The organism is Ensifer adhaerens, assembly GCF_000697965.2.
GTDB lineage: Bacteria > Pseudomonadota > Alphaproteobacteria > Rhizobiales > Rhizobiaceae > Ensifer > Ensifer adhaerens.
Genome location: NZ_CP015881.1, coordinates 712,205 through 730,079 on the forward strand (window position 1 = coordinate 712,205; position 17,875 = coordinate 730,079).

Genomic DNA, 17,875 nt, shown 5'->3' on the forward strand with positions numbered 1-17,875 from the left:
CCATGACACAGGTCGACACCCTCGCGAGCAATGCGACGCTTGCGCCGAGCCGCGAAGCGCCACCGGCATCGCGCAGCCGCTGGTTCAGCGCCTATTTCGGCACGCCCGGCAATGCGCTGATCACCATCCTCTGCCTCGGCACGGTCTTTGCGCTCGCCAAGCTCGCAATCGGCTGGCTCTTCGTCGACGCCACCTTTGTGGGCACGCCGGCGGAATGCAAGGCGACCAGCGGCGCCTGCTGGCCGTTCCTGTCGGCGAAGATGCGCTACATCTTTTTCGGCTTTTATCCCTTTGAAGAGCAATGGCGTCCGCTGACGGCGATGCTTCTGTTTCTCGGCGCCTGCCTCGTCTCGATGATGCCGAAGGTCTGGGGGCGGGGACTGCTGATCGCCTGGGTCGCCGTCGTCCTGCCGGTGCTCTATGTGCTGATGGCGGGCGGCTATTTCGGGCTCACGGTCGTGCCCACGACGCAATGGGGCGGGCTGCCGCTTTCCTTCATGCTCTCCTTCATCGGGCTTGCCTGCGCGCTCCCGCTTGGCATTGCGCTGGCGCTCGCCCGCGCATCGAGCCTTCCGGCAATCCGCGTCCTCGGCGTCGGCTTCATCGAGATCGTGCGCGGGGTGCCGCTGATCAGCATCCTGTTCATGGCGACGGTCATGCTGCCCCTGTTCATGCCCAATGGCATCACCATCGACAAGCTCGTCCGGGCGCAGGTGGCGATCATCCTCTTTGCCGCCGCCTATATCGCCGAGATCGTGCGCGGCGGCCTGCAGGCGGTTCCCAACGGGCAGGTCGAGGCCGGCCATTCGCTGGGTCTGCATTACTGGCAGATCATGCGTAAAATCGTGCTGCCGCAGGCGCTGAAGAAGGTCATTCCGCCCTTGGTCAGCCTGTTCATCGGCTTCTTCCAGGATACAACGCTGGTGACGATCGTCGGTCTGCTCGACTTCCTCGACACCGTCCGCACCGCCATGCGCGACCCGCAATGGCAGGGCATCGCGGTGCTGGAGGGCTATGTCTTCGCGGCTGTTGTATACTTCGTTTTCAGCGCTCTCATGGGGGCTTACAGCCGTTTCCTTGAGCAATATTTCAGGACCACGCATGACTAAAGAGATCCACGTCATCCGCAAAGCGCATACGCTCGTCGCCTTCGACCGCAAGCTTAATGGCCATGTCTATCTCAACGACGCCGACGTCGCCTATGACGAGAAGGGCTTCGTGCATGTCGGCGGCCACTATGACGGTCCGTTCGTCAGCGAAAGCTCCGGCCGCGACCGGATGATCCTGCCGGGCTTCGTCAACGTGCATTGCCATTCCGGCGAGGAGCCGATCTCCAAGGGCATCTTCGAGGACATGGGGACGGCAGCGCTCTGGGGCAATGCGCTCTACGAATACTCCAACCTTCTGGAAATCGATGACGATGCGATCGAGGCGTCGCTGACGGTCATGGTCGGCGACCTGATGCGTAGTGGCGTCACCACGTTGCTCGATATTGCCGGCCCGCATGCGAGCTGGCTGCCGACGCTTGCCAAGAGTGGTGCACGCACCTTCGTCGCGCCGGGTTTCCGCGAAGCGCAATGGCACGTCGAAGACAGCCATCGTCTTGACTTCCGTTGGGACAGGGCGCGGGGGCGCGATGCCTTTGCGCGAGCGCTTGAGGTCGTCGATACTGCGAATGCACACCCATCGGGCCGCCTTGGCGGCGTCGTCGCACCGTCGCAGATCGAGACCTGCTCGCCGGAACTGCTGCAGGATGCGGTGGCGGCAGCGCGTCAGCGCGGCATGCCGATCACCATTCATGCTGCCCAGACCATGACCGAGCACGAAGAACTCTTGCGCCGGCACGGGCTGACGGCCGTACAATATCTTGAAAAGCTGGGTCTGCTCGGCAAGGACCTGATCCTTGGTCATTGCATCTTCGTCGACAGCCATTCCTGGACGCGACAGCGCACGGAGATCGACTTGCGTCTGCTCGCCGAACGCCAGACGACCGTCGCCCATTGCCCGGTCACCTTCTCGCGCAGCGGCATGGCACTGGAATCGGTCGGCCGCTACCGCCGCGCCGGCGTCAACGTCGCGCTCGGAACCGACAGCTATCCGTTCAACATGCTCGAAGAAATGCGCCAGGCGATGATCTGCGCGCGGCTCTCGGGCAAGTCCGTCTTCGACGTATCCACCGGCGACATCTTCGAGGCGGCGACGACCGCCGGCGCGCGGGCACTTGGCCGGGACGACATCGGCCGGATCGCCGTCGGCTCGAAGGCGGATTTCCTGGTGGTCGATCTCAGGCACCACGCCATGCAGCCGGTCTACGACCCCTTGCGCAATCTCCTGCATTGCGCGGCCGAGCGGGCGATCGAGCGTGTCCACGTGGACGGCACTTGCGTCGTCAGTGATGGCCGCCCGACCTTGATCGATTATGACGGCGCGCTCGCAAAGCTCCAGGAAGCGCAGGACTACGCTTGCCGCAAGGCGGCTGAGAACGACACGAAGGGTCGCGCAATGGGGACGCTTGCGCCGCTCTCACTGCCGCGCAGGTAATTCCGGCCGCGGTCCGTCAGGACAGAAAGCGGTGTGCGGCGAAGAGGCAGATCAGGACTGTCGCCGCCGCGCCCGCCAGCGCGCCAAGACGCCTTTCGAGGAAATCCCGGATCTCTTCGCCGAAACGGCGCAGCAGCCAGGCGAGCAGGAAGAATCGCGCGCCGCGGGCAATGATCGCCGAGACGATGAACAGGCCGAGATTGATGTTGGCGGCGCCTGAAAGGATGGTCACGACCTTGATCGGCGGCAGATGCGCCAGGCCCGAGGTGACGAGCAGCAATGCCAGCATCTCACTGTCGACCGAGGCCTTCAGATGCTCGAAGGTGTCGAGCTTGCCGTAGAACTCGAGCAATGGCCTTGCGATGGTGTCGAAGGCATAATGGCCGAGATACCAGCCGGCGATGCCGCCAAGTACCGAGCAGACCGTCGCCACGAGCGCATAGCGCCAGGCCCGTTCCGGGCGCGCCAGCGCCATCGGGATCAAGAGAAGATCGGCCGGAACCGGGAAGATCGAGCTTTCGACAAAGGCAATGATGCCAAGCCAGACAATGGCGGTTTCCCGTGTCGCGAGCGACATTGTCCAATCGTACAGGCGTCGGAGCATGAGGTGCGGTTCTCTGTTGGCCCGGGGTCCGTTTACGGGCCCCAAGGCTCGTCTATAGGCCAGAGAGCAGGGTGTAAATGTGGCTGACTTCTGTATTTGAGACAATTCTCACGAGAAGCCGTGCCGGTATTATTGGGCAGCCGCCATGCGCGCGTAGCGCCCTGGCGGTTGCCCGACATGGCGGCTGAAGGCCGTGCTGAAGGTGCTTGCCGAGCTGTAGCCGACATGTTCGGCGACGGCGGCAAGATCCAGTTCGCGTTGCCGCAGCAGGTCCTTGGCGATCGCCATGCGCCAGACGAGCAGATACTCCATCGGTGGCACGCCGACGGCGCGCGTGAAGCGCTCGAAGAAGACGGAGCGCGACAGTGCGGCCTCGTGCGCCAGCTCCGTCACGGTCCAGGGATGGGCGGGATCGGCGTGGATCTGGCGAATGGCCACCGCCAGCCGCGCATCTCCCAGCCCGCGCAACAGGCCGGGTGCCGCGCTCTCCCCTTCAATTGATCGAAGCGCCTCGACAAGCATCACTTCCACAAGGCGTGCGAGAACCAGGTCGTGGCCCGGGCGTTCGTCGCGTGCTTCTTCGCCCACAATGCGGACGAGCGTCGAAAGCCGTTCTATCCCGCGCAAATGCATCAATGCCGGCAGCAGCGAAACGAGCAGTCCGGCGTCGGGCGAGTCGAGGACGAAATAGCCGCCGAGCAGGCGCACGTCCGGTTCGCCGTCCTGCCTGCCATGGCGAACTTCGCCGACCGGTGACGGCGCCGCCTTGGGATCGATGAAGGTCGGCTGAACCGGATCGAAGCCCGAGATGGTGAAGCCGGGCGTGCGAGGCAACAACACGAAGTCGCCCGCCTGCAGCGTCACCGGCGCCTCGCCATCGACTGCCAGCCGGCACGATCCCTCGATGGCGGTACAAAAGCTCGGATGACCGAATTCGGAGTAGCGAACCGCCCAGCGGCCGGCACCGCTGATGCCTTTGGTGAACACTGTGCGTGGGCGGAGAAGCTGAATAAGCTGCGAGAGGGGATCGGTCATTTCAGGATGCTAGCAAATAAAATCAGGACTTCAAGCCGTAGAACGTCCGCAGTCCGCGCAGTACTCCGTTTCCATCGCAACCACGAAGGATACCGCTATGAAGACCGTACTGATCACTGGCTGCTCTTCCGGCTACGGGCTGGAGACTGCGCGCCGCTTTCATGCCGAAGGCTGGAGCGTGATTGCCACGATGCGCTCGCCCCGACACGATATTCTGCCGAATTCGAAGCGGCTTCGTTTGCTGGCACTCGATGTCACCGATCCCGACAGCGTCTCAGCCGCCATCGCGGAAAGCGGTCCGATCGATGCGCTCGTCAACAATGCGGGCATCGGCGTGGTGGGTGCCTTCGAGGCAACGCCGATGTCCCATATCCGCAAGGTCTTCGACACCAATACCTTCGGCGTGATGGCGATGACCCAGGCGGTGATCCCGCAGTTCCGTGCTCGCCGGTCCGGCGTCGTCGTCAACGTCACCTCCAGCGTGACGCTTGCTTCCATGCCGCTGGCTGCCGCCTATACCGCCAGCAAGACGGCGATCACTGGCTTCACCGGTTCGCTTGCCCACGAGCTTGCCGCCTTCGATATCCGTGTCAAGCTGGTCGAGCCGGGTTACGCGCCAACCACGCGCTTTGCTCACAACACGACGATGCGGGTCGAGGACCTGATCCCCGAGGCCTATGCCGAATTCGCAGCGCCGATCTTCGCCCAATTTGCAGCACCGTCTCTGGTGACGACCGAGGCCGACGTCGCGGAGGCCGTCTGGCAAGCGGCGAACGATTTGTCCGGCCAGCTCCATTTCCCGGCCGGCGACGATGCGGTGGCGCTGGCACAGGCAGGCTGACGTACCTGAACTCAACTGCGCGTCTTCAGGCGATCTCGGGGTAGCCGAGACGATGCGCGAACCGCGCCAGTTCCGCCACAGGCTCGTAATCGGCATCCGACAGAACCGCGAAGTCTTTTAGGGAAAGCACAGCGCGGGCCTCAGCCAAATTGGGCTCCGTAATCGCCCGTCCGAGTGAACTGCACAGCAGCAAAAGCTCGTCGTCCGAGGCGTCGCCGCGGGTGACGAGAGGCAGGCCCGGCGTGCTGGCAGTGGCGGTCAAGACCCGCAGACCGGCCACGCGTTCCGGATCAAAACGTTGCGTATTGCCATAGGTCACGCAGTCGATGGCGGCCACGTCGGCAGTGTCCGATGCAACCGCATCGATGCTTGCCAAATGGCTGCCGGTTTCGGCAACAGAGGAGAAGAACCGGCCATTGCGGCTGCGGGGCGCGATCGCCGCGCGCAACAGGTTGGTTCCGGAATTGCTGATCGGATCGTTGATGGCAGCCCGTGTCCCCCGGAGATCTTCAAGGGAACGGACCGGTGCGTTTGCTCGCACGATGACGAAGCTGCACATGTCGGGCCCGTCGCAGCCCGGGTGCCCGTAGACCGGCGTAGCGACAAGGCGAACCTTGCCGCGCAAATGCCGCACGTAGGGATAACCGCACGTCTGCGCGAGCAGCAGCGCCGGATGAAGCCAGGCATCGGCATGATGGAGGACGGCGTCCAATCGGTCGGGCACATCCGTCAGGCCCTCGCGCCGCAGGTCGTCGCGCAGGAACGCCCAGAGCGTTGCCGTTGCGGCCGCGAGCGGCTGAGGGCTGACATACATCGCAAGGCTGGCTATCCGCATGATTTCCCCGCGCTCCATGAGCACTCCCGCCATGGCGTAAAATGCGTTCGGCGAAGCGTCAAGGCCGTGGTCGCGGCGCCAAAGCGGTGGCAGCCATGCGTCTGGATGGCGGCGCCGATGTGCGGTGCTAGGCCGTGCGGCGAAGGCCAGCCCACTCCACCGCGGCCGTTTCAGATCGACGTCCGCTGGATGTCGTGCGGAAGCGCTCGACCAGATCGAACAGGGCGGATGCCTGGCCTGAGAGCCTGTGGGTCATGGCGGTGCTGTCCTCGACCATCGCATTGTTCTGCTGGGTCACGGCGTCCAGCGACAGCATGGTCTGGTTGATGTGCTGCAGGTCGGTTGCCTGGTTGCGCGCGTCGCCCGCGATCTGCAGCGTCTGCTCGTTGATCGCGTGGATCTGACCGGAGATTTCGTCGAGCGCGTCGCCAGCGGCCCTGACGAGAGAAACGCCCTTCGCCACTTCCTCGGCCGACGCGGTGATGATCGCCTTGATCTCCCGGGCGGCCTGCGCCGACTTCTGCGCGAGTTCCCGCACCTCATGGGCAACGACCGCAAAGCCCTTACCCGCTTCGCCGGCACGCGCCGCCTCGACCCCTGCGTTCAGCGCCAGGAGGTTGGTCTGGAAGGCGATATCGTTGATCGTGCCGATGATCTGAGAGATGGCGACCGATCCCTTCTCGATCTGGGCCATGGCGCAGACGGCGTTCATCACCACCTGACCCGAACGATCGGAACTCGCCTTGGCAGCGGCGGCGATCGTGGTTGCGGATGTGGCGTGTTCTGCGGTGCGGCCGATGGTGGCGGTGATTGCGCCGAGCGCCGCGGTCGCTTCCTCCAGCGTCGCCGCCTGATGTTCGGTGCGCTTGGCGAGTTGGCCGATGGCGTCGCGCATCTCGCCGGTTTCGCCGTCGATCTCGGCGCTTCTCGCCTTCACGTCACCGAGCGTGACCGCCAGGCTCTCCAGCGACAGGTTGAAGTCCGAGCGCAGGCGATCGAAGCCGGCGCCGAAGGGGCGGTCGATGCGGGCCGTCAGATCGCCGTGGGACAAGCGTTCGAGCCCCGAGGCCAGCATTTCGACGGCCTCGTTGATCTGGCGCGATACCTCGGCCTGGGTCGTCTCGCGGCCGTGCCGTTCCTCCTCGATCATGGTTCGCGTCTCCGCTGCCTCGGTTTCGAGGCGGGCACGGTCGCGAAGAGCGTCCCGGAAAACAAGGACGGAGCGGGCCATGTCACCGATCTCGTCCTTGCGGGTACCGCCAACACCGCTGATCGTCGTGTCGCCATCGGCGAGCCTGCTCATGTCGCGGACGAGACCGGTAATCGGGTGCGTCAGTCGGCGCGAGTACCAGATGGAGATCGCCAGCGCAGCCGCGAGGACGGCAAGCGCGGTCGCGAGCGTCCAGTTGCGCAAGGCGGTAACCGCGGAAAAGGCCTCCCGCGAGGTCATGACCGCAGCAATGGTCCAGCGCGTGCCGAAAACATCAAGATTGGTGGCCGCCATCTGGGCTTCCTCGCCGCGGAAATCCGCAAGCCTGCTGCTGACGATGCCGTCTTCCGCCGGCTGGTCGGCCACGATCCGGGCGTTCAGCATATCGTTGCCGGGTGTGGCGGCGCTGTCGGCGAGGAAGAACCCGTTACTGTCGAGCAAAATCGTTTCGCCGGTTTCGCCAAGGCCCGTGCGGTTGCCGACATTTTCGCCGATGCGCCCATCCGGCATTTCAAGGATCAGCGTGCCGATCTTGCCGTCAATCGATTCCAGGGGGATGGCGACGAACGCAGCGGGGCTGCCGCCAAGCGGGGCATAGGCTTCGTAGGACGCAAAGGCGAGCTTGCTCTTGTCCGTTCCCTCGGCCGTTTCCCGGAAGACGCGGCCAAGCCCGGTGTCCTTCCAGGCCACGTCCTTGAGGTTGACGCCAAAATCCCCTTTCTTGTTGAGGGCGTATACGACATCGCCGCTGAGATTGGCGAGCAGCACGTCGCGATAGCCGTGGGCTTCGGCGAAGCGCCGGAAGAACGGGTGATAGCGCGCATGCAGCGCGTCGTAGTCGTCGACGCCGGCGGAGCTGTAGAGGGCGCGCTTGTCTTCGGCGTTGGGGTTTTCCGCCAGGTAGCGGCGCTGCAATTCGCTTTCGGTCTTTTCCCCGAACTTGGCGGCTGCGCCATTGAGGTCGGTTAGCGCCTTGGCGACGGACTTCTGTGCTTGCAGATTGCGCAGGTCGTTTTCCACGGTGGTGAGGTAATGGCGTAGCTCGTTGCGGCGGGCATCGGCGAGCGCCTCCAGCTTTTCGATTGCCGCGCGTGACGAGAGATTGCCGCTGACGGTCAGGCTGGCAAGACTGGTGGCAGCAATGGAAAAGGCGGCCAGAGCCGCCGCAGCGAGAGGAAGCTTCGCGGACAAACGCATAACAATCACCGGACGTGCAAGGGGAGGAGGCCATGCCGAAGGCTGGTCGCGACGCCTCATGCGTCCGGCGGAAGGGCTTCCGCGCGGAGAGTTATACTGTCTCACGTTACAGCTTGATGACAGCTGGATGACATCGCCAAAGTTTGCCGTGGAGAGCGACGGCTCTATCTCGGCAAGGCGCCTGTCAGGAAAATGTCGGCGCAGCTTTCTGCTCGCGCCGTGATCGTCGCCTCGTCGATGGTGCCAAGGCAACCCATCATGACGGCGCGTTGCGGCTCCATCGCCATCATGCCGCGCAGCATGCCTGCGGTCAGACGCGGGTCTGCCACCGCGAGCCGGCCGTGGGCCACCTGCGTCCTCAGCCATCGCTCCAAGGTGGCACTTGTCCGCTGGATCGCCTGTTCCCAGAAGGTGGCAGCAACTTCGGGAAAGCGTTCTGCCTCGGCGAGCACCAGGCGGATGATCGCGATCGTGTCGTGCGAGAGCACGAGATGTCCGTAGGCGGCAAGCAGGTGCACCAGGCCACCCCTTACGCCCAGATCTTCCAGGTTCTCTTCATCGGCTTCCAGTACGAACTCGGCGATCCTGAGGGAGATGACGCGCTCGAAGAGATCGGCCTTGGTGGGAAACAGCCGATAGAGCGTCTTGGTGGAAACGCCGGCATTCTGAGCTATGACGTTGATGTTCGCCGCCTCGTAGCCGAGGTCGCAGAATTGCCGTTCGGCGGCGAGGACGATCACCTGGCGCGTCTCGTCGTCCGGTCGGACCTGGGGACGGCCGCGGGAGCGTGGCGGCTTCTGCTTTTCGATCATGGCGGCTTTCCAAATTCTTCGAATTTTTAGGTGAGCCGAGTTGAGAAAGCAATTGTTTTCCGAAATTTCTGTGCCGCGTGTCCTGGCCGTGGCGGATATTGCGACCTTTGCGAACACGTTCTAGCTTTGCTGCATGGCGACGTCGAAACTCACGACCTATCGTGCGAAGCGGGACTTTTCCCGGACGCCGGAGCCTGCCGGAAGAAGTGGCGGGGAGGGCAATCGTTTCGTCGTGCACAAGCACCATGCCACTGCCGATCACTATGATCTCAGATTACAGGTCGGCGACGTGCTGAAAAGCTGGGCGGTCCCCAGGGGGCCGTCGCTCAACCCCGCCGACAAACGGCTGGCTGTCGAGACCGAGGATCATCCGCTCGACTACATCGACTTCGAGGGCGTCATCCCGGAAGGCGAATATGGCGGTGGACCGATGATCGTCTGGGACACCGGCGTCTGGGCACCGATGGACGATATCGAAAAGAGCCTGAGAACCGGCGCGTTCAAGTTCCGTCTAGCCGGCGAGAAGCTCAATGGCGGCTGGATGCTGACGCGGCTGAAGCCGAAACCGGGAGACGACGACACGCGCAACTGGCTGCTGTTCAAAGAGCATGATCCAGCCGCCGATCCTGATGTCGACATTCTGACGGCACGCCCGGAGAGCGTGAAAAGCGGGCGGCGCATCGAAGAGTTGGTCGAGCCGCCAAAGAAGCCGGCTAAAGCGGCGAAGCCGGCCGTCCTCAAGCCTGGTTCGCTGCCGGGCGCTGTGAAAGGTCCGAAGCCGCAGCGGATCGAGCCGCAGCTCGCCAGCCCTATCCCGAAACCGCCCGGGGCCTCACCGGGAGAACAGACTTGGCTGCACGAAATCAAGTTCGATGGCTACCGCACGATGGCGGATCTCTCGGATGGTTCCGTACGGCTGATCACGCGCAGCGGGCTCGACTGGACGAAACGCTACGGCGATCTGCCAGACGCATTCCGAAAGTTGCCTTGTCGGGAAGCGATGATCGATGGCGAGATCGTCGCTCTCGACGACAAGGGCATCAGCCGCTTCTCGCTGTTGCAGGAGGCTCTTTCATCCGGGACCGATGGCAAGCTCGTCTTCTATGCCTTCGACATCCTCCATCTCGACGGCTGGAATCTCACCGAAGTTCCGTTGGAAGAGCGCAAGGGTCTGCTGGCTCAGCTGCTTGAAGGGCAGATATCGAGCCGTTCCGCCATTCAGTTCAGCGATCATGTGGAAGGTGACGGGCGCGGGCTCTACGATCAGGCGGCCGAGCTGGGGCTGGAAGGGATCGTATCAAAGCGTGCCTCCGCACCCTACCGCAGCGGACGCACCCAGACCTGGACCAAGACCAAAGCGCTCAAAAGCGAAGACTTCGTGATCGCAGGCTACACCGTCTCCGAGGCGGCCGAGGGGCTGGCGGCACTGGCGCTCGGGGAGTGGGTGGGCGGCGAGCTGCACTACCGCGGCAAGGTCGGCACCGGCTTCGATGCGGCGACAGCCAAGCAATTACTCGCCCGGCTGCAAGCCTTGCGCGGGGGGGAGACCGCGCTGGACGGTGCGCCCAAGGAAATCCTCTGGGTGCGGCCGGTGCTATCCGCCCGCATCCACTACTCCAACCGCACGACCGACAATGTCTTGCGGCATGCGGTGTTCAAGGGGCTTCGCGATGTCGAGCTTTCGGCCCCGGCGACGGCGCCGCGCAAGCGGCTGATCACGGACGCCGACCTGGCGACGATCCAGGTGACCAACGCCGACCGCCGGGTGTTCGGAAGATCCGGACCGACCAAACTCGACATTGCCGTCTACTATGCGCTCGTCGGCGATTTCATGCTGCCGCATATCCTCGGACGACCGGTGTCGCTTTTCCGCTGCCCGACGGGGAAGCGGGCCGATTGCTTCTTCCAGCGCCATCCCTTCACCGGCATGCCGCCCTCCATCGTCGGCTTCAACGCGACCAATTCCGAGGGCGAGAGCAAGTCCTTCCTCTCGATCGAAGGCACGAAGGGTTATCTGGCGCTCGCTCAGTTCGGCGTGATCGAGCTTCATAGCTGGGGTTCGCGGCGCACGCGCTTGGAGAAGCCCGATCGCGTCGTCTTCGATCTTGATCCCGGCGAGGGGATCTCGTGGCGCGACGTGGTCGAGGCAGCGGTCCATATTCGCGGCGAGCTGGAAGCAATCGGCCTCGTTCCTTTCGTCAAGACGTCTGGCGGCAGCGGCATCCACGTCGTGGTGCCGGTCAAGCCGAAGCTGGACTGGAAGAAGACACACCAGGCAACGAGCGCGATAGCGACGCGGTTGGCGGCGACCGCACCCCAGACCTTTACCACGACCATGGGCAAGGAAAACCGCGTCAAGCGCATCTTCATCGACTTCCACCGCAATGCCCGCAGCCATACGGCGGCCGCTCCCTATTCGCTGCGGGCACGCACCAATCTGCCGGCTTCGGCCCCGCTTCAGTGGGCGGATCTGGAGACTATCGACGCTCCGGAGGATTTGAACTATTCTTCGCTGCCTGGACTTCTGGATACTTTCGGCGATCCCTGGGCGGATATCGACGACTTTGCCAAGGATCTGCCGCTTCTGTCCGAAACGAGGACGTAATGCGTTTGGCCGCGTAGGAGACATCAATGGCGCCCAGGGCAAGTTGGAAAGGTTATCTCAAACTCAGTCTCGTCAGTTGCCCCGTCAGGCTCTATCCGGCGACCAGTTCGAGCGAGCGCATCAGCTTCAACCAGCTGCACAAGGACACCCACAACCGGATCAACATGAAGCCGGTCGATCCGGAACTCGGGCTCGTCGAGCGCTCGGATCTGGTCAAGGGCTACGAATACGAGGACAAGAAGTACATCATCATCGAGGACAGCGATCTCGACAGCGTCAGGATCGAATCCAATCACACGATGAACATCGAGGCCTTCGTCGATGAAGGCTCCGTCGACGTGATCTACCAGGACGCGCCCTATTATCTCGCGCCCGACGGCGCGATGGCCGAGGAAACCTTCGTCGTCCTGCGCGAAGCGCTGAAAAAGAGCGGCAAGGTGGCGATCGCGCGCCTGGTGCTTTCGAGCCGTGAACGCGTCGTGACCATCGGCGCGCGCGAAACCGGAATGTTCGTCTGTACGCTGAGAAACCCGAGCGAAGTGCGCGGAACCGCTGAATATTTCGGCAATGTACCCGTTGGTCATCCGGACCCTGAAATGCTGCAGCTTGCCGAAGCCTTGATCCAGCAGAAGATGACGGTCTTCGACCCGAAGAACTATGAGGATCGTTATGAGATCGCGCTGATGAAGATGATCCGCGAGAAGCTCAAAGGTCATAAGCCGATCATTGCGGCAGCCCCTGAGCGCGGCAATGTCATCAACCTTATGGATGCGCTGAAGGCGAGCCTGTCGCAGTCGAAGCCGCCTGCAAAGAGCAAGCCCAAGGCCGAGCCGGCAGCCAAGCAAACCACCAAGGCGGCAGCGCCAGCCAAGCGGACGGCGGCAAAGCCGGCCGCGAAGAAGAAAGCCTGATGGCTGTTGCAGGCCAGACATTCGGTATCGTCGGGGCGTTGTCGGCCTTCCCGCGCCGGCTTGTGGCGCGCGAGGTCGAGCGCCAGCACGGCCACGTGCGTCGCGGCGTGACGCGCCAGACGACCTATCTGGTGTTCGGCCGCAGCCTGCTTGCCAAATCGAGCGAGGCGGAGATCGAAGCCCGTTTCGATGCCGAACATTCGTCCGGGCGGTGGCTTATCAGCGAGAACGGCTTTCTTCGCCTTTTGGGGTTGATGTCGGTGCCGGCTGCGTCCGCGCTTAGTCGCCAGTCGCTGATCGATCAGGCGAGGCTCTCGCCGCGCATCTTCGACTTGCTCTCCCTGTTCGACGCTTTCGAGCATGGCAGCGAGCCCTACTCGTTCCGCGACCTCATCCTCGCCAGGAAATATGCCGAGCTGATTGCCAGCGGCGCGAGTTGGAGCGCGATCGCCCGGTCCGTTCATCGCTCCGGACCGGTCGCCTCGTTGACGGCGCTTTCGCTGCACCACGGTGGCACCGATGCGATCTATGCCCGCAGCGCCGAGGGCCTGAGCGAGCTGAATGGGCAATTGCTCTTCGATCTCGACACACCCGACGATGCCGCCCTGGAAGATCTCTTCGATCTGGCCGAGGAGGCGGAAGCCAATGGCGACTACCTGGAGGCTGCGGCCTTCTATCAACGCTATCTTGCCATGGACCGGACGGATTCGGTCGCGGCCTTCAACCGCGCCAATTGCCTGAAGGCAGCCGGACGGGAGCTAGATGCGGCCCATGATTACGCCCGCGCCATCAAGCTCGATCCATCCTTCGTCGAGGCCTGGTTCAACCTCGCGGGGCTGATGAACGAACGGGGGCGGATCGACGCCGCGCGCAGGCATCTCGGGAAGGCGATCGAGATCGACGGCGACTATGCCGACGCCGTCTTCAACTTGGCGAAACTCGAATTCGATGCCGGCGATCTCGCGGAGGCGAAGCGTTGGTGGACCCGCTATCTCGAACTCGATAGCGATAGCGAATGGGCGCGAACGGCGGAGCGCGGCGTGCAATATGTCGACCTGCAGAGCCGCCCGAGAACAGGCTGATATGGGCGACAAATTTCTCTTCGACGGACCCGACGATGCCGCGGTCACCATCCTTCTTGCCCATGGCGCCGGCGCGCCGATGGATTCGGCTTCGATGACCGCGACCGCAGGGGCGCTTGCGACGGCAGGCTTTCGCGTTGCACGCTTCGAGTTCGGCTATATGGCGGCAAGGCGCACCGTTGAGGGGCGCAAGCCGCCGCCTCGCGCCGACACGCTCAATCCGGAATATCTCGCCGCCATCGAGGATCTGGACGTCAAAGGCCCACTTATCATCGGCGGCAAGTCGATGGGGGGACGCGTCGCGAGCATGATCGCCGATCCGCTGCATGCGGCCGGCAGGATCACCGGGCTGCTCTGCCTCGGTTATCCCTTCCATCCGCCAGCCAAGCCCGAGCAACTGCGCACCAAGCACCTGGCCGGCCTCAAGACGCCGACGCTGATCTGCCAGGGAACCCGCGACGAATTCGGCACGCGCGAGGAAGTGCAGAACTACGTGCTTTCCGATGCGATCGAAGTCCTGTGGCTCGAGGACGGAGACCATGATCTCAAACCGCGCAAGAGCATTTCCGGCTTTTCGACCGCCGATCATTTAAGGACCTTGGCCGATGCGGTGGCAGCCTGGGCTGCCCGGCTGACACGCTGATCCGATCGCCGGAATGAAGATCGCCACCTTCAATATCAACGGCATCAACAGGCGGCTCGACAACCTGATCGCCTGGCTGGGCGAGGCGGAGCCGGACATCGTCTGTCTGCAAGAGTTGAAGGCGCCCGATCGGCAGTTCCCGCGCTCGGCGATCGAAGCGGCCGGCTACGGCGCCGTGCGGCAGGGACAATCCGCGTGGAACGGTGTCGCGATCCTCGCCCGAGACAGCGAGCCGGTGCTGACCCGTGTCGGGCTCGACGGCGACCCGTCGGATGCCGAGGCGCGCTATATCGAGGCTGCCGTCAGCGGCATCCTGGTCGCCTGTCTCTACGCGCCCAACGGCAACCCACAGCCAGGCCCCAAGTTCGTCTACAAGCTTGCCTGGCACGAGCGTCTGGCCAAACATGCCGCCGAACTCTTCGCCCTAGATCTGCCTGTCGTGCTTGCCGGCGACTACAACATAGTTCCGGAGCCGCGCGACATTTACCCGACAACCTCCTACGACGACAATGCGCTGGTCCAGCCCGAAAGCCGCGCCGCATTCGGCGAACTTCTCGACCAGGGCTGGCTCGATGCGCTGCGCAAGATCCACCCGAAGGACCAGCTTTTCACCTTCTGGGACTATCGCCGGAACCGTTGGCAGCGCAACGCGGGGCTTCGGCTCGATCATATGCTGCTCAGCCGCAAGCTTTCTCGCAAGCTTACCGGTGCCGGCATCGACCGGGAGGTTCGTGGCATGGAGGGTGCGAGCGATCATGCGCCGGTGTGGATCACGCTCCGCGATTGACCTGACAATGCTGCGGGGAGACTGCACGTCCATGCGCGACGGTGATACTGTTTCGCCTCGAACGCCGCTATTCGCAGCCGCGATCCGGGGTAAACCCCGTCCGGCCTAGCGGCTGAATGCGGTGACCGCGACATTCAGCCTGGTCAACACGAAGGAGAACCGCATGAAAATCAGCGCGCGCAACCGCCTCAAGGGCAAGATTGTCGAAGTCATCAAGGGCGCCACCACCGCCCATGTCCGGATCGACGTCGGCGGCTCGATCGTGACTGCAGCGATCACCAACGAGTCGGTCGACGAACTTGGCCTGAAGGTCGGTGGCGAAGCCTATGCGGTCATCAAGGCCTCGGATGTCATGGTCGGCATCGACTGATACGCTTGCGGCAAGGGCGCGTGGATCGACCGTCGCGCCCTGCCAAATCGCGACCGGATCACGCCTTCTGGCAGTAATGCGCTTTGCCGTCGCCGGTCTCGAAGTCGCCGCGTTGCGGCGGCGCAATCGGCTTGAACAGCGTCCGGTCGGGCTTCAGATCGATGAGTGGCGTACCGTCGAGGCAATCAAGGCCGCGCACGAGAAGGCTCGAGCCTTCCACGGCTTCGAGCTTGACGATCGAGGTGCCGATCGGGTTCGGCCGAACCGGCGAGCGCAGTGAAAATGTTCCGTGCACTTCGCCGTTGCTGGCTGGGCTTTGCAACACCAGATCGCGCCGCGAACGGTCGAGCCAGTAGAGGATTTCCAGCCGCTCGAACGCCTCCACGCCTTTCAGCGCCAGGACCCAGGGTTCGAAGATTTCGATACGGCAGACCGGGCCGTCATGCCGACCCTGGCGAGGGGTTTCCATGCGCGAGGTCCAGGGCGTGGAAATGCGGCCGATAAAGACGAGACCGGCGTCGGTTGCCGCGGGCGGTACCACGGCCACCTCGTTCTCACGGATTTCGTTCTGGCGGACCATGGTCAGTTCCTTTCCTTATAGAGGGGGTGGTGAGGCGCGGCGCACAGAGACGGGCGTCGCTGCCGTCGATCGAGCCGATCACCACATCGATGTCGTAGAGTTGTTTGAGAGAGGCGGGCGTCAACACGTCCTTGGGTAAGCCGAGCGCGCTGAGTTTCGAGGCGTGGAGAAGGGCGACGCGGTCCGCGACCAGGAAGGCGTGATCCGGATTGTGCGTCGAAAGCACGACCGAAAGCCCGCGTGCCGCCAGCGCTCGGACATGCGAAAGCACCCGCATCTGGTTGCCATAGTCGAGATTGGCGGTCGGCTCGTCCATGACGAGGATGGCGGGTTCCTGCGTCAGTGCGCGGGCGATCAACGCCATCTGGCGTTCGCCACCGCTGATCTCGGTATAGGGGCGCATGGCAAGGTGGGCCATGCCGAGGCCGCCAAGCGCTTCCATGGCAATCCGACGGTCGCGAGCGCCAGGCGATGAGAACGGCGCGAGGTGAGGGGCTCGCCCCATCAACACCACCTCCAGCACTGTAAACGGGAAAAGTGCCGCATGCGCCTGCGGAACATAGGCGATCTGCCTGGCGCGTTCGCGCCGCGACCAGGCGGAAAGCGGTCGACCGTCCAGGATAATATCGCCGGCCTTGACCGGCAGGAGACCGAGGACGGTCTTGAACAGCGTCGTCTTGCCGGCGCCGTTGGGGCCAAGCAGGGCCAGAACCTCGCCGGACTCAAGCGACAGGGAGGCATTCTCGCCTACCGTGCGTCCGCCATAGCCGAAGGCGAGATTCTTGATGTCCAGCGTCATAGCCAGGCCCTCCGGCCGGAGGCGAGCAGCCACAGGAAGAAGGGCGCGCCAACGGCAGCGGTCAGGATGCCGAGCGGCACTTCGATGAGCGCAATGCTGCGCGCCAGCATGTCGACAACAAGCAGATAGGCAGCACCAGATATCATCGAGGCCGGCAGCAGGCGGCGGAAGTCCGGGCCGACCAGCATGCGCGCAATGTGCGGGATGACGAGGCCGATCCAGCCGATGACGCCGCTGACGGAGACGGCCGCCGCAGTGATCAGCGTTGCCGCCGCGATCAGCAATGCGCGGGTAAGACGCGTGTCGACGCCCAAGGTCTGGGCTTCCTCGTCGCCGAGCGTCATCAGGTTCATGCGCCAGCGAAAAAGCACCAGCGGCACCAGCCCGATCAAAAGCGACGGCAGGATCGAAACGACGTCGAGACGCGTGATCGCAGTGAGGCTGCCGAGCAGCCAATAGGTGATCGCCGGCAACTGGTCATAGGGATCGGCGAGGATCTTGATCAGCGATATGCCGGCACCGACGAGAGCGCCGATGGCGATCCCTGCCAGAACGAGCGTCAGGGCCGGATCGCGTCCGCGGATTGCCATGCCGACGGCATAGACTGCGGCGACGGCGAGCAGCCCGCCTGCGAAGCTGATCGCCTGGATTGCCAGGACCGGCAGCGACAGAAAGATGCCGATGACGGCGCCGAGACTGGCACCGCCGGAAACGCCAAGGATATCCGGCGAGACGAGGGGATTGCGGAAAAGCCCCTGATAGGTGGCGCCGGCTGCGGCAAGTGCTGCGCCGATCAGGATCGCACCCGCCACCCGAGGCAGCCGCACGTTCCAGAGCACGGTTGAAAGAACGGGGTCGCTCGGCTGTCCCGATAGGGCCGCGTGCAGCGCCCCGGCGATCTCCGACGGGCCGGCATATTTGCCGACCGACATCGACACCAGGGCGAGCAGGAGGAGGGGGCCGACGAGGAGCCAGAGATTGCCCTTGCGCCCGTCGGCCAGCATGCCCGATGTTTCCTGCCTC

General features: G+C 63.7%; 17 protein-coding genes. 9 read left to right on the forward strand and 8 right to left on the reverse strand.

Features of this window, described 5'->3' with window-relative positions; all coding sequences use genetic code 11:
• Window positions 1-2: 2 nt before the first annotated feature.
• Window positions 3-1,109: an amino acid ABC transporter permease gene (locus FA04_RS22845; protein WP_034799638.1), complete on the forward strand. Its 1,107-nt coding sequence runs from the start codon at window positions 3-5 to the stop codon at window positions 1,107-1,109.
• Window positions 1,102-2,541, forward strand: a complete 1,440-nt coding sequence (locus FA04_RS22850) for an amidohydrolase family protein (protein WP_034799639.1) — start codon at window positions 1,102-1,104, stop codon at window positions 2,539-2,541. The genes FA04_RS22845 and FA04_RS22850 overlap by 8 nt, the downstream gene beginning before the upstream one ends.
• Before the next feature lie 16 nt (window positions 2,542-2,557).
• On the opposite strand, the gene FA04_RS22855 is transcribed toward FA04_RS22850, so the two are convergent.
• Both FA04_RS22855 and FA04_RS22860 read right to left on the reverse strand, forming a co-directional pair.
• On the reverse strand, window positions 2,558-3,145 hold the full coding sequence (locus FA04_RS22855) for a YqaA family protein (protein ID WP_034799640.1): 588 nt from the start codon (window positions 3,143-3,145) through the stop codon (window positions 2,558-2,560).
• A 129-nt stretch (window positions 3,146-3,274) separates the two neighbouring features.
• Window positions 3,275-4,180, reverse strand: a complete 906-nt coding sequence (locus tag FA04_RS22860; RefSeq protein ID WP_034799641.1) for an AraC family transcriptional regulator — start codon at window positions 4,178-4,180, stop codon at window positions 3,275-3,277.
• A gap of 97 nt (window positions 4,181-4,277) precedes the next feature.
• Here FA04_RS22860 and FA04_RS22865 point away from each other — a divergent pair, with 97 nt between their 5' ends.
• Window positions 4,278-5,021, forward strand: a complete 744-nt coding sequence (locus tag FA04_RS22865) for an SDR family oxidoreductase (RefSeq protein ID WP_034799642.1) — start codon at window positions 4,278-4,280, stop codon at window positions 5,019-5,021.
• Window positions 5,022-5,046: 25 nt separating this feature from the next.
• Here the strand turns inward: FA04_RS22865 and FA04_RS22870 are convergent, their stop codons facing one another.
• The 3 genes from FA04_RS22870 to FA04_RS22880 form a co-directional block, all read right to left on the reverse strand.
• Window positions 5,047-5,856, reverse strand: a complete 810-nt coding sequence (locus FA04_RS22870) for a phosphate/phosphite/phosphonate ABC transporter substrate-binding protein (RefSeq protein WP_034799769.1) — start codon at window positions 5,854-5,856, stop codon at window positions 5,047-5,049.
• A gap of 127 nt (window positions 5,857-5,983) precedes the next feature.
• Window positions 5,984-8,263: a methyl-accepting chemotaxis protein gene (locus FA04_RS22875; protein ID WP_051659499.1), complete on the reverse strand. Its 2,280-nt coding sequence runs from the start codon at window positions 8,261-8,263 to the stop codon at window positions 5,984-5,986.
• A 164-nt stretch (window positions 8,264-8,427) separates the two neighbouring features.
• Entirely contained in the window at window positions 8,428-9,075 is a 648-nt protein-coding gene (locus tag FA04_RS22880) for a TetR/AcrR family transcriptional regulator (RefSeq protein WP_034799643.1), read from the reverse strand.
• Window positions 9,076-9,208: 133 nt separating this feature from the next.
• Between FA04_RS22880 and ligD the strand changes: the two genes are divergently transcribed.
• The 6 genes from ligD (at window position 9,209) to FA04_RS22910 (ending at window position 15,473) form a co-directional block, all read left to right on the forward strand.
• A complete protein-coding gene (gene ligD / locus FA04_RS22885; protein ID WP_034799644.1) occupies window positions 9,209-11,680 on the forward strand; it encodes a DNA ligase D in 2,472 nt (823 codons plus the stop codon).
• Between the two features lie 26 nt (window positions 11,681-11,706).
• Window positions 11,707-12,591, forward strand: a complete 885-nt coding sequence (gene ku, locus FA04_RS22890) for a non-homologous end joining protein Ku (protein WP_034799645.1) — start codon at window positions 11,707-11,709, stop codon at window positions 12,589-12,591.
• Window positions 12,591-13,673 carry a tetratricopeptide repeat protein gene (locus FA04_RS22895; protein ID WP_034799646.1) on the forward strand — a complete coding sequence of 361 codons (1,083 nt, stop codon included), beginning with the start codon at window positions 12,591-12,593 and terminating at the stop codon, window positions 13,671-13,673. Before ku ends, FA04_RS22895 begins: the two co-directional genes overlap by 1 nt.
• Window position 13,674: 1 nt before the next feature.
• A complete protein-coding gene (locus tag FA04_RS22900) occupies window positions 13,675-14,316 on the forward strand; it encodes an alpha/beta hydrolase family protein (protein ID WP_034799647.1) in 642 nt (213 codons plus the stop codon).
• Between the two features lie 13 nt (window positions 14,317-14,329).
• Window positions 14,330-15,103, forward strand: a complete 774-nt coding sequence (gene xth / locus FA04_RS22905; RefSeq protein ID WP_034799648.1) for an exodeoxyribonuclease III — start codon at window positions 14,330-14,332, stop codon at window positions 15,101-15,103.
• Between the two features lie 163 nt (window positions 15,104-15,266).
• The gene (locus FA04_RS22910; protein ID WP_034799649.1) at window positions 15,267-15,473 is read left to right on the forward strand and encodes a TOBE domain-containing protein; all 207 of its coding nucleotides are present in this window, start codon (window positions 15,267-15,269) and stop codon (window positions 15,471-15,473) included.
• 58 nt (window positions 15,474-15,531) lie between these two features.
• Here FA04_RS22910 and tsaA read toward each other — a convergent pair whose 3' ends face one another.
• Genes tsaA through FA04_RS22925 form a run of 3 tightly spaced genes read right to left on the reverse strand, consistent with a single transcriptional unit; the run spans window position 15,532 to window position 17,856 of the window.
• Window positions 15,532-16,053: a tRNA (N6-threonylcarbamoyladenosine(37)-N6)-methyltransferase TrmO gene (tsaA, locus tag FA04_RS22915; RefSeq protein WP_034799650.1), complete on the reverse strand. Its 522-nt coding sequence runs from the start codon at window positions 16,051-16,053 to the stop codon at window positions 15,532-15,534.
• Complete coding sequence (locus FA04_RS22920; RefSeq protein WP_051659500.1) at window positions 16,028-16,852, reverse strand: ABC transporter ATP-binding protein; 825 nt, start codon at window positions 16,850-16,852, stop codon at window positions 16,028-16,030. The genes tsaA and FA04_RS22920 overlap by 26 nt, the downstream gene beginning before the upstream one ends.
• On the reverse strand, window positions 16,849-17,856 hold the full coding sequence (locus FA04_RS22925; RefSeq protein WP_034799652.1) for a FecCD family ABC transporter permease: 1,008 nt from the start codon (window positions 17,854-17,856) through the stop codon (window positions 16,849-16,851). Before FA04_RS22925 ends, FA04_RS22920 begins: the two co-directional genes overlap by 4 nt.
• Between the last annotated feature and the right edge of the window lie 19 nt (window positions 17,857-17,875).